Source organism: Nonomuraea sp. NPDC050783, assembly GCF_040802095.1.
GTDB lineage: Bacteria > Actinomycetota > Actinomycetes > Streptosporangiales > Streptosporangiaceae > Nonomuraea.
In genome coordinates, this window is the sequence record NZ_JBFAHK010000031.1 from 58911 (window position 1) to 84329 (window position 25419).

The window sequence follows — 25419 nt, forward strand, 5'->3', positions numbered from 1 at the left end:
CGCCGTCACTCCTCAGGGCAGTCCTTGGCGTAGTCGCCCCGGACGGGACCGTCCCATCTGAAGCCCCTGCTGCCACCCGGCGGGATCCACAGGCACGGCATGACGGTGCCGTCCGTCAGGACGACGGTCCCCTTGATGGAGTCCGGGCAGTCGTTGCCCACCTTGGCGAAGCCGTAGTGGGTCACCTCCAGCTCCGCGCAGGCGCCGAACGTCCCGCCCGGCGCCGGGGCCGCGCCGGCGGGGCCGGCCATGAGCACGCCGGCCGCCGAGACGGCCGCGACCGTGGCGAGGGCAGCCGTGAAACGTTTGGTCATCGACATGGGTGCACTCCTCGGGGGATCCGGATCTCGCGACGGGTCACACTATTGAGCACGCGGTGATCGTCGTGCATCAGGCACGTGACCGGTCCGCCGGGCGGGCCGGATCGGTCACGCGACCGGGGAACGCCTCCTGCGTCCGGGCACCGGGGAGGCGAAGCCGTGGAGCAGGCCGTCGACCAGGGTGGAGATCTCCTCGGCGCCGGGCAGGGGACTGCCGTCGGCGACGCGGACGGAGATGACTCCCGAGATCAGGTCGGCGATCAGCCTGGCATCGGTGCCCGGCGGGAACGCGCCGCGCCCGACCCCCCGCTCCACCAGCGAGGAGATCAGCTCCAGGCGGCGGTCCATGACGTCGCGGAACAGCCCGGTGAAGTCCGGGTCGCGGCACGCCTCGCCCAGCCCCTGCCTGAGCAGCATGCGCAACTGCGGCCTGCCGAACTCCCGCATGATGACGGTCAGCAGCTCGCACAGGTCGTCGCGGACGGAGCCCGTGTCGGGCAGGTGAAAGCGCTTGAGGCTGACCTGGGAGAACGCCTCGACCAGCAACGCGCGTTTGGTCGGGAAGCGGCGGAACACCGTCGTGCGCCCCACCCCGGCGCGTGCCGCCACGTCGTCGAACGTCATGTCCAGGCCGCGCTCGAAGAGCAGCTCGGCCATGGCCGCCCTGATGGCCTCGTCGACCTCGGGATCGGGCCTGCGCCCTCCGCGGCTGGCCGGCATCGGCACCCCCACACTGATCGGCCGGTATCCGGTACTGAGAGTACCAATCACGATGAACCAGTACGCTCGGTACCGGAACGCGAGTCCGAAGGCAGCAAGGACGGGCTGTTCGACGCCGCCCTGCGGGTCGACCCGCCGACCCGGTCCCTGCTGGCGCTGGTGTACGAGGGCGACGTCGTCGGCCCGGGGGAGCGGCTGCTGCGCCGATACCTGGAGCTGTGGGAAACCCCCGGCACGGGAGCGCGGCTCCTGGCGGCGGTACGCGGATCGCCACCGCGCTTCGCGGCGGCCGGCATCGCGTGCTGGGACCTGACCGCCGTCGACCGGGCCGGGCGGCGAAACCGGTCAGATGACTGATCCGCAACAGCTGGTTGTCAGATGCCGCCCCGTACGTTCCCGTCACGCGACCGATGTGCCGGGCCTCGCGCCGATCTACCTTCAGGCCGTCAACCCTGATCCGTACGCAAGGGGCTCAATGCGTAAGCTCATCTCTCTCGGCGTGACCGCCTTGGTCGTCGCGGCGTCCAGCGGAACGGCGGTGGCGCAGGCGGCGGCGCCCGAGAGGTCGTCCGCCCTCGTCTTCGGGGCCTGCCCGGCGGACATCGCCACGCCGTACCCCCACCTGACCTGCGCCAACGTGCGGGTTCCCGTCGACTACGCCAACCCCGCCGCGGGCACGACGACGCTGCTGATCTCCAAGTCGGCCGCGACCGACCCGGCCAAGCGGCGCGGCGTCATGCTCATGGACCCGGGCGGCCCGGGCAGGGGCGGGGCCGACTACATCGGCCGGCTGACCCAGCCGGACGCCTCCGGCAACACCAGGCTCCCCGCCAAGGTGCTGGCCGCCTACGACGTCATCGGCCTGGACCCGCGCGGCGTCGCGCACAGCTCGCCCATCAGCTGCGTGGATCCGTCCTTCTGGGCGGGACCGCAGCCGGACCCGGACGCGAGCGCCAACCGGCTCAAGCTCTGGAAGCAGTGGGGCGACTTCTCCGCGGCCTGCGCCAGGAACGCCGGCCCGCTCCTGGCCCACATGGGCACCCGCGACGTGGCCCAGGACATGGACCAGATCCGGGCCCAGCTCGGCGAATCCAAGATCAGCTATCTCGGGTTCTCCTACGGGGCCTATCTCGGCGCCGTGTACGCCACGCTCTTCCCCGGCCGCGTCGACCGCATGATCCTCGACGGCAACGTCGACCCGACCCCCGAGCGCCTGTGGTACAAGGCCACCCTCGCCCAGAACGAGAAGCTGCAGAAGCGCCACGACGCCTGGCTGAGCTGGGTCGCCACGTACGACGACGTCTTCCACCTCGGCACCACCCTCGACCGGACGCGCGCCGCCTGGAACGCGACCCTGGCCGAGTTCCGCGCCACCCCGCACGGCGAGGTCGGCGGGAGCGAGCTGCTGTCGCTGGCCTACGGCTCGGCGATGAGCGAGTCGTTGTGGATCCCGCTGGCCCAGGCGCTCAGCGACTACGTCGTCAACCACGACGACAGCATGCTGGTCGCCTTCGCCGCCCCCTCCGCCGACGCCGCCAACGAGAACTACAACGCCGCCTACAACGCGATCATCTGCCGCGACGCGCCGTTCCCCGCCGAGACCATCGAGTACGAGCGCGACGCCGGCAAGTCCGCGCAGACCTCGCAGTTCGCCTACCTGAACATGTGGACCAGCGGCTCCGCGTGCGCGAGCTGGACGGTCCCGAGCCGGCAGCGGGTGCTGCCCACCGGGGCGGGCCTGCCGCCGATCCTCATGTTCAACTCGGTCGACGACGCCGCCACCCCGTACGAGGGCGCGCTCAAGATGCACCAGGCGCTGCCCAGCTCGGTGCTGGTCACGGAGCTGGACTCGGGCAAGCACACCGTGTTCGCCGGCCCGTTCCTGTCCATCAACCCCGCGGCGCAGCGGATCGGCGCCGACTATCTCGTGGACGGCAAGCTGCCCAGCGGCGACATCAGCATCCCCGGCCACGCCCTGCCGGTGCCGACGGCCGCCTCGGCCGCCTCCGCCCGCGAGTCGGTGCGAGGTGCCGTCCCGGCGCTGCCCGGGGCCGAGTAGCCGACACGCGGAAGAACCGTCGTACCCGAGGAATCTGAGGAGAAGAAATGAGCACACCCACGCCGTCCCTGGCGGGCATCGCCGGAACGAGCATCGCCGTGGCCGCCCTGCGCGCGCTGGAGGACAGCCGCGAGGACCGGCTCTTCCACGACCCGTACGCCGATCGCTTCAGGCAGGCGGCCGGCGGCAACGGCTACTGGGACACGGCACCCACCGGCTGGGCCGGCTTCGTCGCCCTCATGGGTGAGCAGGTGGCGGTGCGCACCCGGTACTTCGACGAGGTGCTGACGAAGGCCGCGGAGGAGGGCTGCGAGCAGATCGTGCTGCTGGCCGCCGGCATGGACGCGCGCGCGTACCGGCTGCCCTGGCCGGACGGGACGCGCGTGTTCGAGATCGACGTCGCCGAGGTGCTGGCGTTCAAGTCCGCCGTGCTGCGGGGCGCCGTGCCGGCGTGCGAGCGGGTGGAGGTGGCGACCGACCTGCGCCTGGACTGGCCGCGGGCGCTGCGCGAGGCCGGGTTCCTGCCCGGCGTCCCGACGGCCTGGCTCATGGAGGGCATCCTGTACGCCCTGACCCCCGTGGCCGCGGACAGCCTGCTCGGTCACGTGACGCGCCTGTCGGCGCCGGGCAGCGTCGTGGCCTTCGAGCACCTTCCGGACAACCCGGCGCTGCGCGCGGCCAGGACCGCGGTCTCCGCCGAGCTGACGGACATCTGGATCGGCGGTCCCCAGGGCGAGCCGGGTCCGTGGTTCGGACGGCACGGGTGGACGGTCCGGGCCCGGGACGTCTGCGAGGTGGCCGCGGCGTACGGGCGCCCCGCGCCGCCCGCGTTCGACCCCGGCCGCGACGGCTCGGGCCCCGGCTGGATGGGCACCGCCCGGCTCGCGAAGGCCGGATGACCGCGCGCTTCGTGGGAGCGGGCGCCTGGTGAGAGGGAGCGCCTGGCGGGAGCGGGAGGCGGTCCGGCACGGAACCGGGGTGACCCGCGGCCGGCGCGCCCGGGTCACGGCGTGGCCAGGATCCTCTCCAGCTCCTCCAGCGCGGCGCACGCCTCGAAGATGCCCGTCTCGGCGGTGAAGCGTACGGCGTCGCGTACGTCGTCGGCACTGGCGACCTGCAGGGCCAGCTCGACGTGCCGGCGGAACGACTCGCCGAGCGCCCGCTGGGTGACATGCGCGGTGAGCGCGACGAAGGCGCGCTCGCGCGGGCTCAGCCGCTCCTCCGCCCAGGCCCGCCCGGTGCGCGAGGCGAGGAAACCGGCCATCCACGAGTCGGTCACCGGCCACGAGGCGCCCGCCGAGCCGTCCGCCACCAGGGACGGCTCGGCGGTGGTGTCGAGGCCCAGCTCGGCGGCGAGCTCCGCCACCCGGCCGAGCGCCCCCGCCGCCGACGGGTAGCCGGAGTACGGGGCCACGAACCGGATGAGCGCCAGCATGTCGGCGTACGGGACGCCGTGCCTGTCCAGCGCGATGACGTGCATCTTGAAGGGCAGGCCGAAGCCGGCACGGCAGATGTCGTGCGCCGTCACCTGCAGGAGTTTCTCCCGCACGCTGGTGCCCGCCAGGCCGAACGTGAACTCACCGGTCTCCAGCGCCATCTTCTCGAACTCGGCGTCGACGGTGGCGAGCGGGCCGCTGGGGAGATCGAGCATGGGACCGGCCTTTCTCTTGATCCTGGGATGGGGTGGCGAGGAGCCGGAGGGCTCCGGCGAGACGCCCGCCGGGTGGGGCCGGGCTGCCTTTCTCCTCGCCGGCCCACGGTATATCCCCATGTGATGACTTACAAGTCCTCGTATGGGGAGTGGACAAGTGCAGGAGGGCCGGGGCGCTGGGCCGGATGGTGGCGCGGCCGCGCGCGAGGCCGACATCATCGGCTTCAACGGCGCCGCCTCCTCCGCGCACGACGGCAGCGGCCTGCCGGCCCGGCTCGGCTTCGGCCACGTCACCGTCCACGAGGGCGCGCTGGAGGCGATGGGCGCGGTCATCGGTCTGCTGCGTTGAAACGCCGTCGTGACGGGCCCGTCTCGCCGCCGGTCAGGCGCGCCCGGCGGGCGTACGGTTCAGCGCGGCGGCGGCCAGCATCAGGCCGGCGGCCAGGTACGGCAGGCCGGGCGCGCCCCACGCCTCAAGGGCGAGCGCTCCCGCTCCTCCCGACAGCGACACGGCCAGGTAGACGGCGGACTGGTAGAGCGAGGTGACCAGCCCGGCGCCGGGTCCGGCCAGGCTGATGACCAGGTGTTGTTGCGGCGTCGTGACCGAGAACGACAGGAACCCGACGACCACGATGGTCACCACGGCCGCCCCGAACGTGTCGCGCCCCAGCGGGACGAGAGCGAAGACCGCGGCCAGGGCGAGCATGACCGTCACGACCACCCGGCGGGGGCCGTACCGGTCGGCGAGGTGCCCGGCGGCGAGGTTGCCCGCCGTCCCGGACAGGCCGTAGACCAGCAGCAGGACGGCCAGCCCCGAGCCGCCGGCCCAGGCGGGCGCGAAGATCTCGCTGACGTAGGTGTAGGGCAGGTAGATGCCGGTGAAGGCCACCACGGTGACGGCCAGCAGGGTGACGACCCGCCGGTCGCGCAGCGGTGCGAGGAAGGCGCGCAGGTCACCGTTCCCGCGTCCGGCCGCCGCGGGCAGGCGCAGCCCGATGGCGGGGGCGGCGAGCAGGGCGAGCGCGGTGACCAGCCACATCGCGGCCCGCCAGTCGGCCAGGCCGCCGATCAGCGTGCCCAGCGGGGCGCCGAGGACCAGCGAGGAGGTCACGCCGAGCATCACGTAGGAGATCGCGCGGCCGCGTTCCCGCTCACCGGCCAGCAGCGCCGCCGTCGCGCTCGCGGTCGCGGTGAACAGCGCGGCCCCGGCGGCGGCGACCACGCGCGAGCCGAGGACCAGGCCGTACGACGGGGCCAGCGCGGTGATCGCGTTGCCCGCGGCGAACACCGCCAGCGCGGTGACGAGCACCGTCCTGCGCGACCACGAGGCGGTCAGTGCGGCCAGCACCGGTGCGAGCACCGCGTACGAGGCGGAGAACACGGTCACGAGCTGGCCGGCCGCGGCCACGGTGACGTGCAGGGACGTGGCGACGGCGGGCAGCAGCCCGGCGACGACGAAGCCGTCGGTGCCGACCGCGAAGGCGCCGAAGGCCAGCGCCGCGGCGTGGAGGCGCCAGCGCGTGCGCGGGCCGGCGCAGGAGGGCGAGGTCACGATGCATCCTTCGATAGGCGTCGGAAATTACGACGTACATCGTAATAGAGCTACGATGGATATCGTAAGAGGGGACGGCCATCGGACACGTAGGAGGCGCGATGGAGACGTGGATGGCGCAGCCCGACCTCGACGAGATCGACGTGGCCACCGTGTTGCAGGCGCTGGCCGACCCGATGCGGCTGCGCATCGTCCGGCTGCTCGCCGAGGTGGAGGAGTCCACCTGCACCGCGCTCGATCTGCCGGTGAAGGTCTCGACGGTGTCACACCACGTCAACGTCCTGCGCCACAGCGGCCTCGTCTCCACCCGGATCGACGGCACGGCCCGCCCGAGCCGCCTGCGCCGCGACGACCTGGAGCGCCGCTTCCCCGGCCTGCTGTCCTCCATCCTCACCGCCACCCCGCCCAGACTCCCGCGGTGACCGGTGCGGCCGGCCACCGCTCGTGGACCGGGTTCTCCGTCCGCGCCGGCGCCGGCGCGGGTAGGCGGCCAGGAACAGCGTGGCCGGCCCGCCTGCCCGGTCGTGACCGCCGTCCGCCAGTGCCGTTCCCGCCGCCACGCTGACCTTGAACCACAATCCCGCGCCGCCCCCGCCCGGCGCCTGTACGACGGCGACCTCGACCTCGCCTTCCCCCTGGCCGGGCGAGACGCCGTCGGCCGGCGCCCCCGTGAGCCGCGCCTTCCTCGAAACGGTCCTGTCGCCGGAGCGGGACCGGTCACGTGACGGATCCGGGCTGGTTGACATCAATCCGGTACTACAAGTACCACTTTGACATGCGGTACTCGAAGTACCGGTACTCAAAGTATCTCTTGGAGGCGTCGTGAGCGTCATCGTCGTCGGGGCCGGCCCCACCGGGCTCATGCTGGCCGGAGACCTGGCCGCCGCCGGCGTCCGGTCAGGGTCCTCGAACGCAGGGCCGCGGAGTCCAACCTCACCAGAGCCTTCGCCATCCACGCCCGCACCCTGGAACTGCTCGACATGCGCGGCCTGGCCGACCGGCTGGTCGCGGAGGGTCTCAAGGTCGCCGAGGTACGTCCTCACGTCAAAGGGATCAAAGGCCGCGAGGTCGTCTTCAACGTGCGTCACCCGGACAGCGCCTTCCCTTACCTGATCATCCTGGGCCAGGCCCGTACGGAGGCGGCGCTGGAGGAGCGGGCCCGCGGTCTCGGCGCGGAGATCGTCCGCGGGGCGGAGGTCACCGGCCTGACGCAGGACGACGCCGGGGTGACGCTCACCCTGGCGGACGGGCGTACCGAGCGGGCGGATCATGTGGTGGGATGCGACGGCGCCCACAGCGCGGTGCGGCGCCTGCTGTCGGTGGGGTTCAGCGGGCACGCCTACGCCACCCGCATCCTGCTCGCCGACGTACGGCTGGACGCCGACCTGCCGCTGGCGGTCAATCCGTTCATGGGCGATGACGGCGTCGTGCTCCTGCCCCCCTTCGGGGACGGGTGGTACCGCGCGACGATCTGGGACCGTACCGGCCAGGGCGTCCCCCTCGACGAACCGGTGGGCATCGAGGAGGTCCGCGACGCGCTGCTGCGGATCACCGGCCGGGACCTGGGCCTGGCGCGGATGCGCTGGGCCACCCGGTTCCTGAGCGAGCGCCGCCAGGCGCGCGACTATCGCGTCGGCCGGGTCTTCCTGGCCGGAGACGCGGCGCACGTGCACTCCCCGCTCGGCGCCATGGGCATGAGCACCGGCATCCAGGACGCGGCCAACCTGTCCTGGAAGCTGGTCGCCGCCGACCGGGGATGGGCGCCGCCGTGGCTGCTCGACACCTACCGATCCGAGCGCCACCCCGTCGGCCGCCAGGTCCTGCGCCTGACCGACACCCTGAGGCGCGTCTCCGAAGCGCCCGCGGCCGTCCGCGCCGTCCGTCCCTGCCTCTTTCCGAAGATCGTCAACCAGCCACGCATCTCCGAACGACTCCGGCTGACGTTCTCCGGCATGGGCATCACGTATCCGGTCCCGAGCCAGGTCACCGCCACGCCGCTCGCCGGCACCCGCGTCCCCGACCTGGCGCTCACGCTCGGTGATCGGGCGAGCCGGCTGTACGAGCACCTCGGCGACGGCCGCTTCGTCCTCGTCGACACCACGCAGAGCCTTCCGGCGGGCGACGAGCCCTGGCCCGGCCGGCTGCGCGTCCTGCGCTCCTCCCGCCCGCTGCTGCTGGGCAGGGCCACCACCATCCTGGTACGACCCGACGGATACCTCGCCTGGACAGCGACCTTCCCGGACCCCGGACAGGTCGGGAAGGCGCTCGCCGAGTGGCTGCGACGACCGGGCACCTGAAGCTCGGCGCACGGAAAAGCCGCTGTCGATCGTGCTGACCGCCGGCCGGCGCGCCAAAGGGTCCAGGGGAGGACGGCCGCCGGCTTTCGACCCCGAGGTCCACAGACAGCGCGATGCGGTCGAGCGCGGCACCAACCGCCTCGAACGCCACCGCGCTGTCGCCACCCGCCACGACGAACTCGCCGTGCGCTACGAAGCGACCATCCTCATCGCCGCGATCGACGAAGGGCTCCGATCGACCTTGCTACAGGCCCTGGCGCCGTGGCGGTAGCGCGATCACACTGTGGCAATGCCGGACATCACCCAGCGCACCCGGTCCTTCGCCGTCCCCTGGCCGGTGGTCGTGATGGCTGGTCTGGTAGTCGCTCTGCTGCTGGCGTTCTCGGGCGCCTACGGCTTCCTGGGCGACGAGATGTACTTCGTCGTGGCGGGCCGGCATCCCGCCTTCGGCTACGTCGACCAGCCGCCGCTGACCCCGTTGCTCTCCGCCGCCTCGGTGGGCCTGCTGGGCGTCTCGCCGACCGCGGTCCGGGTGCTGCCGGCCGTGGAGGCGGCGCTCGTCGTCGTCCTCGTCGCGCTCATCGCACGCGACCTCGGCGGGTCCCGGCGGGCGCAGTTCCTGGCGGCCGTCACGGCCGCCGTCTCCGGCTATCTCGCCGCCGGCCACATGGACACCACCACAAGTCTCGACCTGCTCGCCTGGGCGATCGTCCTGTGGCTGGCGGTCCGGCTTCTCGCCGGTGCCGACCGGCGCCTGTGGCCGGCGGTGGGCCTGACCGCCGGGATAGGGCTGCAGAACAAGGACACCCTGCTGTTCCTGGCCGCGGGGCTGGCGTTGAGCCTTCTCGCCGCCCGGCGCTGGGACGTCGTCCGTTCACCGTGGCCGTGGGCGGCCATCGGGATCGCTCTCCTGCTCTGGGCGCCGAACCTCGTCTGGCAGGCGACCAACGGCTGGCCCCAGCTCACCATGGCCTCGCGCATCGCCGGGTACGCGGCGGACAACCGCGCCCAGATCGTGCCGCTGCTCTGGCTCTTCACCGGTCCGATCCTGTTCGTCGTGAGCCTCGCCGGAGCGGTCTGGCTCCTGCGTTCGAGGAACGCGGTTGCGTGGCGGGCGATCGGCATCGCGGGCCCCGTCGCGCTCGTCCTCGTCGTCGCGACCGGAGGCAAGGCCTACTACGCGATCGGCACCGCGGCCGCGTTCATGGCCGCCGGTTCGATCGTCGTCGACCGCTGGCTCGTACGCGGCCACGCCGGCATCAAGGGGGCAATCTTCACCGTCGCCGCCTTGGTCTCGGGTCTGCTCCTCGCGTACCTGACCCTGCCGGTCCTGCCCGTCGCCACCTATGCCGCCAGCACCCTTCCGACCACGGTGCCGGACACCGCGAACCAGATCGGCTGGCCGGCGTTCGTCTCCACGGTCAAGGGCGCGGTGGCAGCCCTGCCCGCCGGCGAGCGTGCCCGAGCGGTGATCCTGACCAACGACTACAGCGAGGCGAGCGCACTCGACCTGCTCGGATCGGGACTGCCCCCCGTCTACTCCGGTCACAACTCGTACTGGTCATGGGGCCCGCCACCGGCTCAACGCACCGTCGTCGTCCACGTCGGCGACTGGCGGCCCACCGACTGGAGCAGGTTCTTCGTCGGCTGCCACGACGTGGCCCGGATCGACAACGGACTGGGCGTTCCGAACGGGGAGCAGGGCAGGGCCGTCTCGGTCTGCGCCGGCCTGAAGTCGTCGTGGACCGCGATGTGGCCCGGGCTCCGCACCATCAGCTAACGGATCGCCCGGCCTTTCGTTCTGGAACAACCCCGCCCTGACATCTCCCGGTTGCGAGAGGCTTTGATACAGGCTCCGGCGACCGGCTGGTGGCCGGAGATCAGCAGAGCCTGGGCCTGGCCTGGTCAGCCGCAGTGAACCTTCTTCACCGACCGGGTGCTCTGCCCGACCATTCCGTGGAGGTCGATTGAGGCCGATCTTGATGCTCATCGACTCCTTCCTGCCCTGCTTCTTCACGTACGTGAGCGCGCGGTTCCGCCCCGTTCCGGGGTCGTAGTAGAGCTGGATCGTCCCGGCCTTGCCGATGCGATAGCCGTCCACCCACCGGTAACCGCTCCCGCACACCCCGGCCGGCGCCGCGCCGGCCGCCGGCGGTCAGGGGCGAGGCGGGAGCACATCGAGGTCCAGGGCCCCGAAGTAGCCTCGGGTCGCGAAACGGACGACCGCCTCGGCCATCTGGCGTGCGGGCAGAGGGCGGTGGTGCTCCAGCCACCAGGTGATCGCTCCGAGGGTCAGGTTGGCGGCGAGGACCAGCTCCAGCTCCTCCATCGGCGTCTCGTGCCCGGTGCCGGAGGCGTCGCGGTCGCGGACGTCGCGGAGCCGGGCGCGGGCCAGCTCCACGCAGCGTTCCCGCAGCCGTGCCGCGAACGACGGGTCCCCGCGCCGGCCCAGCAGCGCCGCGTACAGCCGGTGATGCCGATCCACGTGGTCGAACAGCCGCTCCCAGCCGGAGATCCGGTCCTGCACCGGTATGCGGCCGGCGGGGTCGAGCCCGGCGGGCAGCCCGGAGACGACCTCCTGGAAGATCTCCTCGACCAGCGCGTACTTGTCCTGGTAATAACGGTAGAAGGTGGCCCGGTTGATCATCGCCCGCCTGGCGATGTCGCCCACGGCGACCTCGGCGAAGTGCTTTTCCTCCGCCAGTTCAACGAGTGCCTGGCGGATGAGCGTGCGGGTGCGCGCTCCCTGCAGTCCGCGACCCTGGTGCGACATACATCCTCCCGTGTCGCCTCCCGCGGCACCTGCGCCCGCCTGCTGGTGGCGGGCCGGCGACCGGCGGTCCGAAGGTGGGGAACACCGGCAACCGACCGATCGGGAGAACCCCCATGGCCACCGGCTCCATGATGACGATCAACAGGCTCGGCTTCGCCGGCAGCGAGATGCAGGACTTCGCCTACCTGCGTACCCTGGCCTACGCCGACCACGGGGCGGCCTCGGCGGGCGAGGTGGCGCGGGTCGCGCGGAAGGTCGCCCAGGACGGAGGAGGGCGCGAGGCCTTCGTCCACGCGTGGAGCGATCAGGGCCGGCTCGCGGCCCGCATGGCCGATGACGCCCTGGCCGCCGGCCGCCCGCTCGCCGCACGTACGTTCTTGCACCGCGCCTACAACTACCTGCGTACTGCCGAGTTCTTCTTCGACCGCCATCGGCAGGAGGAGTTCGCCGCTCTCTACGACGAAGGCGTCTCCCACTTCGACCGCGCGCTGCCGCTGCTCGACCTGCCCGCGGAACGGATCGCCATCCCTTACCAGGACGGCGTCGACCTGCCTGGCTACTTCTTCGCCGCCGACGACTCGGGTGCCCCGCGCCCCACGGTCATCATCTCCGGTGGCGGCGACGGCCACGGCGAAGAGCTGTACTTCTTGGCCGGTGTCCCGCACGCGCTGGCCCGTGGGCTCAACGTCGTGCTGTTCCACGGTCCGGGTCAGCGTGGCCTGCTGCACCATCGTCCCGGCCAGGTCTTCCGCGCCGATGCCGAGGTGCCGTTCTCGGCCGTGCTGGACCACGTGACCACCCGCTCCGACGTGCTGGCCGGCAGCGTCGCCCTGTACGGGCTGAGCTTCGGGGGGTATCTGGCCCCTCGCGCCGCCGCCCACGACAAGCGGGTCGCGGCCCTGGTGGCCAACGCGCCGATCCTCGACTTCCACTCCCTGATCTTCGACGCCCTGACGTCGGCGCTGCCCGTCCCGCCGCCGGCCGATGCCCCGGCCGAGTTCTGGAACGGCCTCCACGAGCGGGCCGGCGACGCGGACTGGGCCCTGCACGCCACCATGGACACCTACATGCTCTGGACCACCGGCGCGAGAACCTTCGCCGACTTCCACCGGATCTCCCGGTCGTTCACCCTCGACGGGCTGGTGCCGCGGATCGCCTGCCCCACGCTGACCCTGTCCGCCGACGGCGAGAGCGCCCTCGCCCGGCGTCAGGCGCGCGCGTTCCACGAGCGGCTCCTCGTCCCGGCCAAGGCCCTGTACCGCCTGTCCGCCGAACACGGCGCCGACAGCCACTGCGGAGTCGGCAACATCGCCCTGACCTCCTCACTGGTCTACGACTGGCTCACCGACGTGCTGACGGGCACGGGCCGGGATCGCGAAGGCGCCGCGTGACGGGTCCGCGATCCCGAAGGCGCCGCGTGACGGCCGGGCCGAGGGTCGTCGCCTGCCGCCGGCGAGGGTCAGAACCGGTAGCGCAGGATGCGGGCCCCTTGCCGTGACAGGGCCGTACTGCGGGCGGTGAGGCGGGTGAGCGCGCGCAGCGGTTGCGGGAACCGGGCCACTTCCGGCGCGCGGGCGAGGATCTGCTCCTCGACCAGTTCGAGGCCGGCGTTCCAGGACTCCGGTTCGCGCGGGTCGTCGAAGCCCTGGGCGGCCTTGATGCCGAGGGCCTTGATGGTCGGGTGGTACTTCATGGCCCAGGCGGCGAAGCGGGTGTAGCCGTTGAGCGCGAGCTCGCCCGAAGGGAGCCGGCTGGTCAGCGCGCGGATCATCGCCTGGAAGGAGTCGCCCGGCATGAAGGGGAGCAGCCCCTCGGCGACGATCATCGCCGGCCGGTCGCCGGGGATGGCCGTGAGCCAGTCGGAGCTGGTGAGGTCGGCTCCGACCAGGTGGGAGCGGCCGGGCAGGCATTCGGCCCGCAACTGCACCACTTCGGGGAAGTCGATGTCGTACCAGTCGACGCCGGGCGGGGGATCGCAGCGGGACATCCTGGTGTCCAGGCCGCAGCCCAGGTCGAGCACCACGCACCCGGGGTGAGCGGCGGTGTAGGCGCGGACGACGTCGTCGAGCTTCTTGGCGCGCAGCGCCGTGGTGAGAACGAGGTTGGGCTTGACCTTCAGCTTGCCGAAGTCGTAGTCGATGTGGCCGGCCAGGTCGGCGGAGAGCGTGTCGCCGAGGATCGGGCTGGGCTGCCCGGCGTCCAGGGCCCTGGCGTGGAGAGTGAGCAGCAGCGTTTCCTGGATCAGCCCGAGCTTGGGTTGCCAGCGGTGCATGGGTATTCCTTAACGGCGTAGCGGGTGACGGGCCGCGAGGTCCTGCAGCCACGTCAGGGAGTCGTGGGCGGCCTTGATGCGCTCGGCGCGGTGCTCCTCGCCGCCCGCGAGGTCGAGCCCTTCGTCGGCGATCTCGCCGAACGCGCTCAGGCTTTCGAGCTTGCGCTGGATGACCTTCTGCCAGGCGTCGTCCTCGATGCGGTAGTAGGAGACGCGGTCGCCGGGCCTTCTCACCTTCTTGACCAGGCCGATGGCCGTGAGGAAGCGCATGTTCGAGGTGAGGGAGGCCCGGCTGGCCTGGATGACCTCCGCGATCTGCCCGGCGGACTGCTCGGCCGGATCGCAGATCATGAGCCACCCGAGGATGCGTCCGGTGATGGGCGACAGCCCCCACTCCTCGACGCAGAAGGCGGCCACCCGCTCCACCCAGCGGAGCAGCCGGTCCTGCTTCTCCTCAGTGCTCATCGTCGAAATCCTCCGTTGTCGATCGTGTGCCGGTTCACTGTTTCATGGCGGCCACCGACTCGTAGGTGGGTGTCGGGGTGATGTCCGCGAGCCGGGTCCTGCGCAGGTAGAGGTCGAACCAGTCGATCGCGAGCGCCATCGCCTCCTCCAGGCCAGGGCCGGTGTAGAGGCCGAGCACGTCGTAGGGGAGCACCGCGAGCCGCTTGGGCTCGCCCGCCTTGGCGAAGGCGCTCTGCGCCTCCTCGAGCATGTGGTACGGGTCCCAGCCACCGTTGGCGATCATCAGCAGCGGCGTCGGCGCGAGCCGGTGGATGAGGTTCTCCGGCGCGAAGGTGAGCAGGTGCTCGGCCGAGTCGAGGGCCTTCTCGTTGCGGTAGGTGGGAAACAGGCGGGTCGACATGTCCGGGGTGTCCTTCACGCTGTCGCCCTCCAGCGTCAGGTGCGGCACGCGGGCGCTCTGCCCGCCCTCGTAGCGCCGCTGCCAGTCCTGCTCCAGCTGTTCGCGCAGCGCGTGGACGCCGGCGCGGCCGAGGAGGCGTTCCAGGTACCGCCATCCGTTCCACACGCTGGGGCTCTGCACGACGACGCACTTGATGCGCCGGTCGAGCACGGCGGCCTGGGCCGCCACCGAGCCGCCGATGCTCACCCCCCACACCCCGATCCGGTCCGGCTGCACCTCGGGACGGGTCTGCAGGTAGGACACGGCGCTGCGGAAGTCCTCCACCTGCTGCTCCGGGTAGTCCAGGCCGCGCGGCTCGCCCTCGCTGGAGCCGACCGTGCGGTAGTCGATGGCCAGCACCGCGAAGCCGGCCTCGACGAAGTACGGCGCGAAGAACGCCAGCGCCTCCTTGACCATCACCCCGCTGTGCCCGAGCACCAGCCCGGGGACCGGGTCGCTCGTCTCGGGCAGGTAGAGGTCGCCCGCGCAGCGGGTGCCGAGGCTGTTGAAGGTCACGTGTTCCATGGCTCACTCCGTGCTTGCTTGCTAGTTATTTCAAACATGACTGAAATAGCTAGCAATGTCAACCCGAAGGCTGGATCCACGGGAGAGGGTCGCGCGCCGTTGATCACCTCGGCCCGCCGTGCCGGGCCGGTGCGCTGCGGCCGGCGAGCGCGGCGGCGGCTCCGCATCCGGCCGTGAGGGCGGCCGGGTGCAGCCCCGCGCTGCTGAGCGTGCCGGCGAGCAGGAAGCCCGCTCCCTGCCCGCCGGACAGGCCCGCGACCGCCACCCCCACGGCCCGCCCGCGAAACGCCGGGGAGACCCGCCGCGCGAAGAGGGCATTGAGCGGGGCGGAGAAGGCGCCGCCCACGCCCGAGGCGAAGAACAGGGCGATCACGACGGGCGGTGACGGCCTGGCCCAGAGCGGGATCAGCGCCGTCCCCGCCAGGACGGCGAAGGGGACGAGCAGGCGGTCACGCGTCGGCGGCGACACGAGCCGGGTCAGCACCACGGTGCCGGAGGCGAAGCCCAGCGCGGCGGACGACAACATCGATCCCGCCAGCGGAGCGCCGCCGCCGAGCGACGTCGCGTACGGGTAGGCGACGGCCTCCGGCGCGTACACGAACATGGAGACCGGCCACACCAGCAGCAGGCAGGGGCAGCCGGTCGGCGAGGGCGCCGAGCAGCGGGCCGGCGACCAGCGACGGTAGGCAGGCCGAGGCGTGGGCGAGGCCGGACAGGATGCCGGAGCCGGTGCGGTCGAACACCAGCACCGACACGGCCAGGGCGGCCAACTGGTCGCCGGCGTACGACAGAGCGAGCCCGGCATAAAGCAGGCGGAACTCGCGCACCACGAAAAGATCTCGATATCGCACCTGGAAACACCGATCACGAAAAAGCCTGACGAGCGCGCAGGCCCACGCCCGTCAGGCCGGAGAACAGGACGCCCGCTCGGTCCCAGCCGTTGCCCTTACGCATGTGTCACCTCCCCGAGGAAACCCCTGTCGGGCCGGCAGATTAGGCGTCCGGCACGCCGTGGCGCATCAGTCGCATGACTGGACGCGCCGCTCACGGTGGCCGGGGACGATGGCCGCGCTGATGAGCGCACCACCAGTCGGGTGACGGATGACGTGATCTCGAGACGACCGCGTTCCAGTCCGCCTCCCGCGGCATCGACCAGGCCCACGAGCGGTTCCGGGGTTCCTGGGCGCCTTCCCTGACTACTCCGTCCAGCTCGAGGACCTGCGGGAGATGGACGGGACCTGCGGGAGATGGACGAGCTCGTCCTGGGCGTCGGCAGGATCACCGGCACCATGTCGGCGACGAGAGCGTCAACCGGCGGCAGCTCGCGGCGGTGCTGGGCCACCTCCAGGACTTCTACGGCGCCGGGGACACCGTCCTCATCGGCGGTGACTTCAACGCCCGGCCGCAGTACGGCCGGCTCGACACCTGGTGCGCGCCGAGCCTGGACGTCCCGAACAACGGCGGCAACACCGGACAGCACAGGGAGCTCGACGACCTGGAGCCGGCCTGTCCGGGCATCGGCGAGAGCACGGTCGGCGAGGTCAACGGCAAGGGCGAGAAGATCAGTCCCGTGCCTCCCTGCGGCCAGCGGCCCGAGATCGACCTGCTCCTCGTCCGGGAGAGCGCGATCGTCGGCTCGTCCAGCGGTGACGCGCTGGAGATCAGCACCGCCTGCGGCGGGCCGTGTTCCGGCCACCGCATCACCGTCGGCACGGTCTCCGTCCGGGTCCAGCCCTGACCATCTGGCATAAATCCCCACGCGAGGACTTATGCTGAGGGAGACCAGAGGTTGTTCCCTCCACGACCAGGAGATGCCCATGTACGCCGTCGTCCGCCTCTACACCACGCAGTCAGGCTCCGCCGAGGAGGTCTTCGAGCAGGTCGAACGCGAATTCGCCGATCGCGTCCCCCAGCGGGTCGGGGCGCTGCTCTACACCGCCGTGGACACCGGCGACGGCTCGGCGCTGACGGTGACGCTCTTCGCCGACGAGCAGGCGGCCGACCGCTCCGAGGCCGCGGTGGCACAGGTGCAGCAGAGCCTGGGCGCACGGTTCGGCATCGAGGAGACCGGCGTCCGCCGCGGCGCCGTCATGGTCAGCCGCGGGGACGCGGCCGTGGCCCGCCCCGTCGGCATCGGCGACCGGCGGTCCTGACCGTCGCGGACGCGGGCCGGCGTGCGGCGGAGTCCCCGCCGGCCCGCGGGCCTCACCGGATGGCAGCGGATCACCCGCCGCGCCGGGCAGGCCACGTACCCGTTCTGGTCCCGCAGCGTCGCGAAGCGCCGGCGCCTGGAACCTCCGCAGGCGACGGGGGAGCGAACGACCGACGGCTCGGTGCAGGAGCAGTCAGTGCCATCACGCGGAAGCAGCAGCCTTCAGGCGTCCGATGAGGATCGCCCGGAAGCGTGTCGCCCGTGATCGCCGGTACGAGAGGGAAGACGGCGCCGATAGCGGAACGATCTCTGCCACAATTCCGCCCACGGTTGCCCCATGACGAACACGGCAATTCGCCCGTTCCGCATCGAAATCCCTCAGGACAAGCTGGACCAGCTTCGCGCCCGGCTTGCCGACACACGCTGGGCGCCCGAGGTGCCGGGTGACCAAGCCGACTGGAGCCGCGGTATCCCGCTGAGCTACCTCAAGGAACTTGTCCGCTACTGGGGCGAGAAGTTCGACTGGCGAGCGCAGGAAGCGGCGTTGAACGAATTCCCGCAGTTCATCACCGAAATCGAGGGGCAGCCGATCCACTTCCTGCACGTGCGCTCGCCTGAGCCGGATGCCATGCCGCTGCTGATCACTCATGGCTACCCGAGCTCGATCGCCGAATTCATGCGCGTCGTCGGCCCGCTGTCCGATCCCCGAGCTCACGGCGGCGCCCCGAACGACGCGTTCCACGTGGTCGTGCCGTCCCTGCCCGGCTTCGGCTTTTCCACACCTCTGGCCGGTCCTGGCTGGGAGGCCGGCCGCACCACGCAAGCCTTCGCCGAGCTCATGAGCCGCCTCGGGTACGAGCGGTTCGGCGCCCAGGGCGGCGACATCGGCGCAGGTGTCACCGGTCGCCTCGGGGCGACGTTGCCCGAGCGGGTGATCGGGACACACGTGAATAGCGACAAGGGGGCTCTCGGCCTGGCCGGCGAGCACTATCCCGTTCCTGACCACCTGACCGACGAGGAGAGAGCCGTAGTCGACGCGGCACGCGCCGGCTGGAAACAAGAACGGGCAGCCCGGTTCCTCCATGAAGCGGCGCACTCCGAGCTCGAATGGGTCGCGCCATCCACTGTGCCGAGCGGCTGGGCCGTCTTCCATACCCATCCAGTGATTCGCCGCATGATGGATCCCGAGCACAAAATCGCACACTGGTCGGACTTCGACGAGGGCGGTCACTTCGCCGCGATGGAGGCCGGACCTCTGCTGGTCGAGGACGTGCGGGCGTTCTTCCGTGGACTCCGGACGTGACCGGAGCACCGCTGCTCAAGCAGCGCGCGCTGGGGCGCGCGGTGCTTGAGCGACAACACTTGCTCCTGCGCTCGTCGATGCCGGCGATCGAGCTCGTCGAACATCTCGTCGGGATGCAGTCACAAGCCCCCTTGGCCCCTTACGTCGGGCTCTGGAGCAGGGCTGGCCGGCTTCGAAGCAGAAGAACTCGCGGAGCTGATGAAATCGCGTCAGGCGGTCAGGGCGTCGCTCATGCGGGCCACGATCCACCTGGCCAGCGCCCGCGACGCCACGTGGCTCCGTCCATTGACGCAGCCGGTGCCGGCCGCCCAGTTCACCGGACACTTCGCACACGCGGTCGGCAGCATGGATGTTGAGGCCGTGGTCGAGGCCGGCCGGCAAATCCTGGAGCAGCAGCCCCGCACCAGGACCGAACTCCGCGCCCTTTTGCGGTCGCGCTGGCCACAGGCGGACCCGGCCGGGCTGGCCTATGCCGTCAATGGAGAAGCTCGTGCTCCGCTACCTGGCCGCGTTCGGTCCGGCGGGGGTTATGGACCTCCAGGTGTGGTCAGGACTCACTCGATTGAACGAGGTGATGGACCAGATGGCGGGCCTCCGCCTGTTCCGGGACGAGAAACGTGCTGTTGTCCCATGCTGATCGCAGCCGTATTGTCACGCCCGGCAGGCGTATACCGCTGCCACCAGGCAACGGGGCCGCGACCGGTACCGTCCTGGTGGACGGACACTATGAGGGCGACTGGCGTATCGTCCGGGCGACGACGGGCACAGTGCTGACGGTCACGACGTTTCGCCGGCTGACCGGGGAGGAGCGATCGGATCTCAGCGATGAGGCCCTCCGCCTGCTCGCCTTCGTCGTCAGCGACGCCGCCTCTTCAGACCTCTGTATCGTCGAACCTTGATCGCTGCTCCGAGTCGCGCCGGCCGCGCCGGCCGCGCTGGTCAACCGGTCACCGGTGCCGGCGTTTTCATCGGCTCCGGCTTGTCGCCGCCAGTTCTGCAGGCACGAGCGGCTGACGCCCGGGTCCTTGGCGAGCTGAAGGAATGGTTTGTCACCTTGGCGCGCGAACTCGACCGCGCGGCGCCGGAACTCGGAAGGGTGTGGCGAGGGCACGAGGGACGTCCTTCCTGATGATCAAGGGTGACCTCAGGTCAAGTATCCGCAGAACGGGGGAAGTTCAGGGCCGCTCAGGCAGTTCACCATCGCCAACGCCCGCTCACAGCCGCAGCTTGATCCAGCTCGGCGGACCTGGGCGGTCACGGCACACACAGGTGGCGGGACTCGCCAACTGAAGTGATTCCCTGGTCAGCAGGCTCGCTCGTATTCGACCTGGTCGATGGGGTTGCCGTCGCCGTAGTCAAAGGCGCGCGCGGCGCCGGACTCGGTGAAACCGCACTTGGCGTAGAAACGGCGAGATCGCGGAGTGCCGCGCAGCGTCCACAGGTGCACCCGGGAGAATCCGTCATCTCGCAGCCGTCGCAGTGTCTCCGTCATCAGCGCGGCGGCGACGCCGCTGCCCCAGCCGTCGGGATGGCAGTAGAAGCTGAAGATCTCTGCAATACCTCGTCGAGTCGGGGACGGACGCAGGAAGGACAACGCCAGGGGACGGCCGTCCAGTAGGGCAAGCAGGATCGTCCCGGTCCCCTCCGCGATCCGTGCATGCCACCGTGTACGCCTGCTCTGGACAGACCGCGCGGCGAACTCCGGCGCGAAGAAGGGAGCATGGGACACCTCCCAGGCCGTGGCATGGATCTCGCCGAGCGCGTCGCCGTCCTCTGGACGAGCAGAACGAACCTCGATCACCCGTTCACCCTATCCGCAACTCCTTTCAGGACGCCTCCTGCTCCACGGCCGACCATCACGCCAAGTCTCACCGCTTGATCCGACCCGGCGAACCTACGCGGTCACAACACTGGCTACTCGACGGCGCACCAGAGCGAGGTCGAGATCCACGCCGTTGACCATGTCTGACAACCAGGCGTTGTCGGGTGCTCGCCTCAGTTGTTGGCGCGGCCGCCGCCTCCCTCAGTGAAATGGTCCTCGACCCGCCAAAGTGAGGCCAAAGGCCATGCATGCTCTTGTCCCGACCGGAGATCCCGCGCGACCGGCCACGGTGGCCGACGTCCGCGGGTTGGGGCCGCGCGCCGATGAGGCGCTCGTGACGGTGGAGGCGTTCTCCGCCGAGGCGAGCGGTCGGCGCGTCCTCGCCGATGCGATTCTTCCACTTGTAGTACCAGTAGTGGTCGATGCCGTGCCCGGTCTTGTGGGAGCTGACGGGAGGCCGCCACGCTTATCGGCCCATCGCCTCTTTGACCCACAAGACCACGGAACGCTTGAACACTGGGGGCCTGGAGAGGCACCGCCCGACCGGCCAGGGTCCGACGACCAGGAAGGACACCCGCGGGCCGTGGAACCCCGCCACCCGCCACCCGGCGCGACAGCCGGGTGGACGCGCTGACCACAGCACGCGATTCGATCCTCAGCCGAACCCCTCAGCCGGCCACACCATGATCACGAAAGATCGAGGTCAGGTCTGGAACGAGCGTATGACGGCCCTCGATGCCCACCTCATGGAACCGCTTCGGCAGCGGATCACCTCATGACCGGCTGAGGCTCCGCAATGGGGGAGTCGGTGTGATGGGGTTGTCCGCAGGGAGCGATGAACCGCTCGCCGGCCGGCGTGATCCGTCTGTGCGATGCCTCGCCGCAACTATTCGACGGCACCTGCCGGGAGCGGATACTTCCGCTTCACGTCATCGACGAACGGGCCGTATTCGCGCAGTGGCCATACCGCCTCGAACTCGAGATACTCACGCATGGGCAGCCACCCCATTGTCGTGCGGTCGAGGTCTTCCAACGTGTCGACGTCGACGATCGCGATCACGCGGTGCTGCCCTACGCATTTGTAGATGCTCGTGACGACGCCGGTACCGACCTGAGCGAGGGCGAACTCGCCTTCCCTCGCCTCGATGTCCCACAACTCGTCCTGGCTGATCCGGCCCTGATAGTTCCACTTCATCTGGATGTAGAAAAGCATCTCGCTGCTCCGTTCATCGACATTACGGAGCGAGTCTTCCGGCCGTTGGTTGACGTGTCCAAGTCTAAATTCGTGGGGAACGATAAGGTCCGCGTTATGGATGACCTGAACCTGAGGCAGCTGCGGTATTTCGTAGCCGTGGCGGAAGATCTGCACGTGGGGCGGGCAGCGGCCCGCCTGCACATCTCACAGCCGTCGCTCAGCCAGCATCTGCGCCGCCTCCAGCAGCGGCTGGGTGTCGCACTTGTGCAACGTGAGGGCCGGGGGATTGCACTCACGCCAGCAGGGGCGGCGATCCTGCCGTCGGCCCAACGAGTGCTCGCCGCCGCAACCGAGACTGAGGCTGTCGCGAGGCAGATGGCGCACCACCTGAGGGGCCACCTGAGAATCGGGTTCCTCGCGGGTGGAGCCTTGGAACTGACCTCGCTCATCCTGCGGGCCTTCACCGCCCGCTGCCCCGACGCAACCTTCACACTTACGGAGTTCGACTTCACAGATCCCTCTGCCGGCTTGTCCACCGGGACGACGGACGTTGGCCTCGTCCGCCTGCCGTTCCGTACCGAGGATCTCGAAGTCGTACCTCTCTTCACCGAACCGCGTGTCGCCGTGGTGCATAGGGATCACCCGCTTGCTGGGCATCGAGAGCTGTCGGTCGCGCAGATCCTCGACCAGCCCTGGTGCTGCGTGCCCGTCGAGGATGATGTCTGGCGGGACTTCTGGCGCGCGACCGCCCACCGTCACGGACAAGCCCCTCGGCTGACGCCCCCTGTGCGGACGTTCGAGGAGATGTTCGAGAGCGTCGGAGCAGGACTGGGCATCGCCGTCGTCTCCGCCTCTGCGGCTCGGCTCTATCCGCGCGATCATCTCCGATACGTCGAGGTGCCCGACCTGGAGCCCACCGTCGCTGCCGCCGCGGCCGGCAAGAGAGACACCAGCCCGCTCACCGCCGCTTTCCTGGATGCGGTACGAGAAGTTGTCGAGTCACCGACGCTTCACGCCAATGCGAGACAAGAGCGGCCGCTCCGCAGGGAAATATCTGGCTGACACGCTTGAAGGCGTGATGTCGTCAGATTCAGACCGGTTGAGGTTGATCCGGTCTGGCGGACATCCGAGATCAGAGGTTCGTCCCCGGAAGGATGTCCACGATGGAGAGCATGGGAGGAAGAAGCCGCGTCCTCGCCGCTCGTTCGCGCCGGAGTTCAAGGCCGAGATCGTCGAGCTGTGCCGGCGCGGTGACCGTTCGATCGGGCAGGTGGCCAAGGACTTCGACCTGACCGAGACCGCGGTGCGCCAGTGGATGCGCCAGGCGGAGGTCGGTGCCGGGCAGCGCGAGGACGTGGACATCCTCAAGCGAGCGACCCTGGATTCAAGCGATCAACGCAACACTGCAAGTGGATGGGTGGATCGTGGCTCGGATGGGTCGGCCGGGAAGGTCGGACACGAGGAAAGAGGACTGGTGGCGGCGGCATCGCGCCGGCCGAGCGGGGGCGCCGAGCCGGCCACCAGCTGCTGACCGAAGCGACCGGCATCGACATCTTCTTCGCGGCACCCCGCAGCCCGTGGCGGCGAGGCACCGACGAGAACACCAGCAAGCCTTGTGATCAAGAACGAGTGGCTGCACCGCTTCGTCTTCACCGCTCAGGCTGAGTGAACGCGGAACAACCGAGAAAATTGGGTAGTGATACTATCCAAAGATGAGCGAGACCAAGCACGCGCAGGCCGCGAGCGAGACCCCCGACAGGTCGCCGCGACAGCGTAGCGTGAGCGAGATCGCACTACTGGTCACCATCGCTCTGACCGCCTTGCATCTTGTCGACCACGTGCTCCGGGCCGACGCCCGCGGCTGGCAGATCCTCCATGTGGCCACACCGTTCGGGCTCGCAGCCCTCCTCGCGCTGCGGCGCCCGTGGTTGCGCCTGGTCCTGGCCTTCCTGCTCCTGGCGGGCCTGCAGGTCACCCACATGTTCCTGGAGACCCCCGATGACCAGTACAACACGTGGGCGACCGGTACGAGCCGGCTTCTGCACGCGATCGGAACCCCTAATCTCCTGGGGATCTCCTCCCCCGCCCTCGGCGTCGCCTCCGTAGTCGTGGCGCTGACGGCGTCAGCGGCCTTCGCCCTTACCTTGGTGCTGCTGGCCGGCGAAGTGCACACGCTGCGCAGGAGCGCGCGTACGGTCGCTACGGTGGTGCTCGTCCTGATCCTCCTGGCCGACGCCGTCTACCTATGGGCTCTCACCGCAACCGGTCGTTCGGAAGTGGCCAGAGCGATCGTCTGGCAGGACTCCGATGTCCTGGACTATCGGCGTCTGCCTGCCCGGACGATCCACCGGCGTCTCCCGGCCCTCCCGCTCTCGCGGGGCCCTGAGCCGTCACCGCCGCTGACCGTGACCGCTGACGGCGGGCGGCGAGACCTGGACGACTTCCTCCGTGACACCGGCACGACGGCGTTCATAGCGATCAAGGGGAACGTCATCCGCACCGAACGCTACTTCAACGGCTACCGGCGCGACTCCGTCGTCGCGTCCTTCTCCACCGCCAAACCGTTCGTGTCCACGCTGGTCGGCATCGCGATCGCGGAGCACCGTATCCACTCCGTCGATGATCCCGTCACCCGCTACCTGCCCGAACTGGCCCGGCGAGGGGCCGGCTTCGGTCGCATCACGCTGCGCCACTTACTGACAATGTCCTCCGGTCTGGCGCAGCAAGACCCGTACTACAGTCTCGACCTACGCGCCGAAGCGCTGGCGAACACCCGCATCATCGGGCCACCGGGCACGCGGTTCGACTACAACAACATCAACACCGTCCTGCTGGGGCTGGTGCTGGAGCGCGTCACCGGTGGTCCGGTCTCGGCATACCTGGAGGACAAGGTGTGGGGGCCGCTCGGGATGGAGGCCGACGCGGCGTGGAGCATGGATTCCAGCGCCTCGGGACTGGAACAAATGCAGGCCGGACTCAGCGGCCGGGCCGTGGACTTCGCCAAGCTCGGCCTGCTGTACTTGCACAAGGGGTCGTGGCAGGGCCGCACGCTCGTGCCGCCCGCCTGGGTGGAGGAGTCCACCAGGGCCGACACCGTGACCGATCCCGCGTCGCAGTTCCAGTACAACTGGTGGATGCGCCCCGACCTCCCCGGCGACTACTGGTCACGCGGCAATCACGGACAGTGGATTTATGTGTCTCCAGGGCAGGATGCGGTGCTGGTCAGGTACGGCGTCGAGGACGGCTACCATGACTGGCCGACTGTCCTCGCGCAGTTGGCCCGCCGGCTGTGACAGCGGAGGTTGTGACAGCGGAGGTTGCCACAAGGCCACCAGAACGACTTCACCCGCGGGCGTGCGGCCGGCGAGGTCGGCCCGGGTGATGCTGCATCACGGTGACTGGGACGCGGAGACAGCCGATCTCGCCCCAGACGCCTGGGTGATGGTCGTCGTGGACTGTCCCCCCACGTTCGTGAGATGTTCGACGAGGAGCAGCCCACGCCCTCGTGTTGCTCGTCCGCTCACCTTGTCGAGTGGCGGCCTGTCGTTGCCGCCGGGATCTTCGACGTGGACGCGCACGGATGGCCTGCCATGACGGCCCGGACGAAACGGCGAATGTCGCCGACCCCTCGCAGCTGCGCCGGGAAGTAACCCGTACAGCTTCGTCCCCAGCTCAGCGTGTTCATGGTCCTTTCCTTTCCCCCTCGGTTGGAGGCGGACTTGTCGCCTCTCCGGGGACGGCCGGTGTCGGCCTCTGGATCACAAGACATGACCGTAGTACTAGGGAGTGTCTGACAATTCGGCGTTGCGGAGCCAGAGCATGAGTGAGGCGATGGTGACACCCGCCAGGTAGCGGCTGGCCAGCTTGTCGAAGC

General features: G+C 70.2%; 26 protein-coding genes and 1 pseudogene. 16 read left to right on the plus strand and 11 right to left on the minus strand.

The window, feature by feature from the left end:
• Positions 1–5: 5 nt before the first annotated feature.
• Entirely contained in the window at positions 6–314 is a 309-nt protein-coding gene (locus tag AB0H75_RS44800) for a hypothetical protein (protein ID WP_367807119.1), read from the minus strand.
• Positions 315–428: 114 nt separating this feature from the next.
• Complete coding sequence (locus tag AB0H75_RS44805) at positions 429–1040, minus strand: TetR/AcrR family transcriptional regulator (protein WP_367807121.1); 612 nt, start codon at positions 1038–1040, stop codon at positions 429–431.
• 159 nt (positions 1041–1199) lie between these two features.
• Between AB0H75_RS44805 and AB0H75_RS44810 the strand changes: the two genes are divergently transcribed.
• From AB0H75_RS44810 to AB0H75_RS44820, 3 genes are all read left to right on the plus strand, one after another.
• On the plus strand, positions 1200–1397 hold the full coding sequence (locus tag AB0H75_RS44810) for a hypothetical protein (RefSeq protein ID WP_367807123.1): 198 nt from the start codon (positions 1200–1202) through the stop codon (positions 1395–1397).
• 118 nt (positions 1398–1515) lie between these two features.
• Positions 1516–3099 (plus strand): alpha/beta hydrolase, encoded by a 1584-nt coding sequence (locus tag AB0H75_RS44815; RefSeq protein ID WP_367807125.1) that lies wholly within the window; start codon positions 1516–1518, stop codon positions 3097–3099.
• A 47-nt stretch (positions 3100–3146) separates the two neighbouring features.
• Entirely contained in the window at positions 3147–3998 is an 852-nt protein-coding gene (locus AB0H75_RS44820) for an SAM-dependent methyltransferase (protein WP_367807127.1), read from the plus strand.
• A gap of 104 nt (positions 3999–4102) precedes the next feature.
• Here the strand turns inward: AB0H75_RS44820 and AB0H75_RS44825 are convergent, their stop codons facing one another.
• On the minus strand, positions 4103–4750 hold the full coding sequence (locus AB0H75_RS44825; RefSeq protein ID WP_367807129.1) for a hypothetical protein: 648 nt from the start codon (positions 4748–4750) through the stop codon (positions 4103–4105).
• A gap of 142 nt (positions 4751–4892) precedes the next feature.
• On the opposite strand from AB0H75_RS44825, the gene AB0H75_RS44830 reads away from it, so the two are divergent.
• On the plus strand, positions 4893–5099 hold the full coding sequence (locus tag AB0H75_RS44830) for a hypothetical protein (protein ID WP_367807131.1): 207 nt from the start codon (positions 4893–4895) through the stop codon (positions 5097–5099).
• Between the two features lie 33 nt (positions 5100–5132).
• Here the strand turns inward: AB0H75_RS44830 and AB0H75_RS44835 are convergent, their stop codons facing one another.
• Complete coding sequence (locus AB0H75_RS44835; protein ID WP_367807133.1) at positions 5133–6302, minus strand: MFS transporter; 1170 nt, start codon at positions 6300–6302, stop codon at positions 5133–5135.
• Positions 6303–6403: 101 nt separating this feature from the next.
• Between AB0H75_RS44835 and AB0H75_RS44840 the strand changes: the two genes are divergently transcribed.
• From AB0H75_RS44840 to AB0H75_RS44855, 4 genes are all read left to right on the plus strand, one after another.
• The gene (locus AB0H75_RS44840) at positions 6404–6724 is read left to right on the plus strand and encodes an ArsR/SmtB family transcription factor (protein WP_367807135.1); all 321 of its coding nucleotides are present in this window, start codon (positions 6404–6406) and stop codon (positions 6722–6724) included.
• Between the two features lie 348 nt (positions 6725–7072).
• A complete protein-coding gene (locus tag AB0H75_RS44845; protein ID WP_367807137.1) occupies positions 7073–8599 on the plus strand; it encodes an FAD-dependent oxidoreductase in 1527 nt (508 codons plus the stop codon).
• Between the two features lie 31 nt (positions 8600–8630).
• Positions 8631–8870, plus strand: coding sequence for a hypothetical protein (locus AB0H75_RS44850; RefSeq protein WP_367807139.1), 240 nt, complete (start codon positions 8631–8633; stop codon positions 8868–8870).
• An 18-nt stretch (positions 8871–8888) separates the two neighbouring features.
• Entirely contained in the window at positions 8889–10379 is a 1491-nt protein-coding gene (locus AB0H75_RS44855) for a glycosyltransferase family 39 protein (protein ID WP_367807141.1), read from the plus strand.
• Between the two features lie 375 nt (positions 10380–10754).
• Here the strand turns inward: AB0H75_RS44855 and AB0H75_RS44860 are convergent, their stop codons facing one another.
• Positions 10755–11372, minus strand: a complete 618-nt coding sequence (locus AB0H75_RS44860) for a TetR family transcriptional regulator (protein WP_367807143.1) — start codon at positions 11370–11372, stop codon at positions 10755–10757.
• A 113-nt stretch (positions 11373–11485) separates the two neighbouring features.
• Between AB0H75_RS44860 and AB0H75_RS44865 the strand changes: the two genes are divergently transcribed.
• Entirely contained in the window at positions 11486–12763 is a 1278-nt protein-coding gene (locus tag AB0H75_RS44865; protein WP_367807145.1) for an alpha/beta hydrolase family protein, read from the plus strand.
• 68 nt (positions 12764–12831) lie between these two features.
• Here the strand turns inward: AB0H75_RS44865 and AB0H75_RS44870 are convergent, their stop codons facing one another.
• The 4 genes from AB0H75_RS44870 to AB0H75_RS44885 all read right to left on the minus strand — a co-directional run bounded on the left by AB0H75_RS44870 (position 12832) and on the right by AB0H75_RS44885 (position 15677).
• On the minus strand, positions 12832–13644 hold the full coding sequence (locus AB0H75_RS44870) for a class I SAM-dependent methyltransferase (protein WP_367807147.1): 813 nt from the start codon (positions 13642–13644) through the stop codon (positions 12832–12834).
• A gap of 9 nt (positions 13645–13653) precedes the next feature.
• Positions 13654–14109 carry a GbsR/MarR family transcriptional regulator gene (locus AB0H75_RS44875; RefSeq protein ID WP_367807149.1) on the minus strand — a complete coding sequence of 152 codons (456 nt, stop codon included), beginning with the start codon at positions 14107–14109 and terminating at the stop codon, positions 13654–13656.
• Between the two features lie 34 nt (positions 14110–14143).
• A complete protein-coding gene (locus AB0H75_RS44880; protein ID WP_367807151.1) occupies positions 14144–15073 on the minus strand; it encodes an alpha/beta hydrolase in 930 nt (309 codons plus the stop codon).
• Positions 15074–15176: 103 nt separating this feature from the next.
• On the minus strand, positions 15177–15677 hold the full coding sequence (locus AB0H75_RS44885) for an MFS transporter (protein WP_367807153.1): 501 nt from the start codon (positions 15675–15677) through the stop codon (positions 15177–15179).
• A gap of 726 nt (positions 15678–16403) precedes the next feature.
• Here AB0H75_RS44885 and AB0H75_RS44890 point away from each other — a divergent pair.
• The 4 genes and pseudogenes from AB0H75_RS44890 (at position 16404) to AB0H75_RS44905 (ending at position 19427) form a co-directional block, all read left to right on the plus strand.
• Entirely contained in the window at positions 16404–16811 is a 408-nt protein-coding gene (locus tag AB0H75_RS44890; RefSeq protein WP_367807155.1) for a hypothetical protein, read from the plus strand.
• Between the two features lie 79 nt (positions 16812–16890).
• Positions 16891–17226 (plus strand): hypothetical protein, encoded by a 336-nt coding sequence (locus tag AB0H75_RS44895; RefSeq protein WP_367807157.1) that lies wholly within the window; start codon positions 16891–16893, stop codon positions 17224–17226.
• Between the two features lie 336 nt (positions 17227–17562).
• Positions 17563–18528, plus strand: coding sequence for an epoxide hydrolase family protein (locus AB0H75_RS44900; protein ID WP_367807159.1), 966 nt, complete (start codon positions 17563–17565; stop codon positions 18526–18528).
• 198 nt (positions 18529–18726) lie between these two features.
• A pseudogene (locus tag AB0H75_RS44905) lies at positions 18727–19427 on the plus strand (crosslink repair DNA glycosylase YcaQ family protein).
• Between the two features lie 404 nt (positions 19428–19831).
• Here AB0H75_RS44905 and AB0H75_RS44910 read toward each other — a convergent pair.
• Both AB0H75_RS44910 and AB0H75_RS44915 read right to left on the minus strand, forming a co-directional pair.
• Positions 19832–20329 (minus strand): N-acetyltransferase family protein, encoded by a 498-nt coding sequence (locus tag AB0H75_RS44910; protein WP_367807161.1) that lies wholly within the window; start codon positions 20327–20329, stop codon positions 19832–19834.
• A gap of 907 nt (positions 20330–21236) precedes the next feature.
• Entirely contained in the window at positions 21237–21563 is a 327-nt protein-coding gene (locus AB0H75_RS44915) for a muconolactone Delta-isomerase (protein WP_367807163.1), read from the minus strand.
• Positions 21564–21659: 96 nt separating this feature from the next.
• Here AB0H75_RS44915 and AB0H75_RS44920 point away from each other — a divergent pair, with 96 nt between their 5' ends.
• The 3 genes from AB0H75_RS44920 (at position 21660) to AB0H75_RS44930 (ending at position 24838) form a co-directional block, all read left to right on the plus strand.
• Entirely contained in the window at positions 21660–22607 is a 948-nt protein-coding gene (locus tag AB0H75_RS44920; RefSeq protein WP_367807165.1) for a LysR family transcriptional regulator, read from the plus strand.
• Positions 22564–23076, plus strand: a complete 513-nt coding sequence (locus tag AB0H75_RS44925) for a transposase (RefSeq protein ID WP_367807167.1) — start codon at positions 22564–22566, stop codon at positions 23074–23076. The genes AB0H75_RS44920 and AB0H75_RS44925 overlap by 44 nt, the downstream gene beginning before the upstream one ends.
• Before the next feature lie 181 nt (positions 23077–23257).
• Complete coding sequence (locus AB0H75_RS44930; protein WP_367807169.1) at positions 23258–24838, plus strand: serine hydrolase domain-containing protein; 1581 nt, start codon at positions 23258–23260, stop codon at positions 24836–24838.
• Positions 24839–25419 lie beyond the last annotated feature (581 nt).

What these genes read in the sequence shown, in the direction of transcription:
- AB0H75_RS44800 (WP_367807119.1), bottom strand. Translation starts at nt 314, where the DNA reads ATGACCAAACGTTTCACGGCTGCCCTCGCCACGGTCGCGGCCGTCTCG.
- AB0H75_RS44805 (WP_367807121.1), bottom strand. Translation starts at nt 1,040, where the DNA reads ATGCCGGCCAGCCGCGGAGGGCGCAGGCCCGATCCCGAGGTCGACGAG.
- AB0H75_RS44815 (WP_367807125.1), top strand. Translation starts at nt 1,516, where the DNA reads ATGCGTAAGCTCATCTCTCTCGGCGTGACCGCCTTGGTCGTCGCGGCG.
- AB0H75_RS44820 (WP_367807127.1), top strand. Translation starts at nt 3,147, where the DNA reads ATGAGCACACCCACGCCGTCCCTGGCGGGCATCGCCGGAACGAGCATC.
- AB0H75_RS44825 (WP_367807129.1), bottom strand. Translation starts at nt 4,750, where the DNA reads ATGCTCGATCTCCCCAGCGGCCCGCTCGCCACCGTCGACGCCGAGTTC.
- AB0H75_RS44830 (WP_367807131.1), top strand. Translation starts at nt 4,893, where the DNA reads ATGGGGAGTGGACAAGTGCAGGAGGGCCGGGGCGCTGGGCCGGATGGT.
- AB0H75_RS44840 (WP_367807135.1), top strand. Translation starts at nt 6,404, where the DNA reads ATGGAGACGTGGATGGCGCAGCCCGACCTCGACGAGATCGACGTGGCC.
- AB0H75_RS44855 (WP_367807141.1), top strand. Translation starts at nt 8,889, where the DNA reads ATGCCGGACATCACCCAGCGCACCCGGTCCTTCGCCGTCCCCTGGCCG.
- AB0H75_RS44860 (WP_367807143.1), bottom strand. Translation starts at nt 11,372, where the DNA reads ATGTCGCACCAGGGTCGCGGACTGCAGGGAGCGCGCACCCGCACGCTC.
- AB0H75_RS44865 (WP_367807145.1), top strand. Translation starts at nt 11,486, where the DNA reads ATGGCCACCGGCTCCATGATGACGATCAACAGGCTCGGCTTCGCCGGC.
- AB0H75_RS44870 (WP_367807147.1), bottom strand. Translation starts at nt 13,644, where the DNA reads ATGCACCGCTGGCAACCCAAGCTCGGGCTGATCCAGGAAACGCTGCTG.
- AB0H75_RS44875 (WP_367807149.1), bottom strand. Translation starts at nt 14,109, where the DNA reads ATGAGCACTGAGGAGAAGCAGGACCGGCTGCTCCGCTGGGTGGAGCGG.
- AB0H75_RS44880 (WP_367807151.1), bottom strand. Translation starts at nt 15,073, where the DNA reads ATGGAACACGTGACCTTCAACAGCCTCGGCACCCGCTGCGCGGGCGAC.
- AB0H75_RS44885 (WP_367807153.1), bottom strand. Translation starts at nt 15,677, where the DNA reads ATGTTCGTGTACGCGCCGGAGGCCGTCGCCTACCCGTACGCGACGTCG.
- AB0H75_RS44895 (WP_367807157.1), top strand. Translation starts at nt 16,891, where the DNA reads ATGTACGCCGTCGTCCGCCTCTACACCACGCAGTCAGGCTCCGCCGAG.
- AB0H75_RS44900 (WP_367807159.1), top strand. Translation starts at nt 17,563, where the DNA reads ATGACGAACACGGCAATTCGCCCGTTCCGCATCGAAATCCCTCAGGAC.
- AB0H75_RS44915 (WP_367807163.1), bottom strand. Translation starts at nt 21,563, where the DNA reads ATGCTTTTCTACATCCAGATGAAGTGGAACTATCAGGGCCGGATCAGC.
- AB0H75_RS44920 (WP_367807165.1), top strand. Translation starts at nt 21,660, where the DNA reads ATGGATGACCTGAACCTGAGGCAGCTGCGGTATTTCGTAGCCGTGGCG.
- AB0H75_RS44925 (WP_367807167.1), top strand. Translation starts at nt 22,564, where the DNA reads ATGCGAGACAAGAGCGGCCGCTCCGCAGGGAAATATCTGGCTGACACG.
- AB0H75_RS44930 (WP_367807169.1), top strand. Translation starts at nt 23,258, where the DNA reads ATGAGCGAGACCAAGCACGCGCAGGCCGCGAGCGAGACCCCCGACAGG.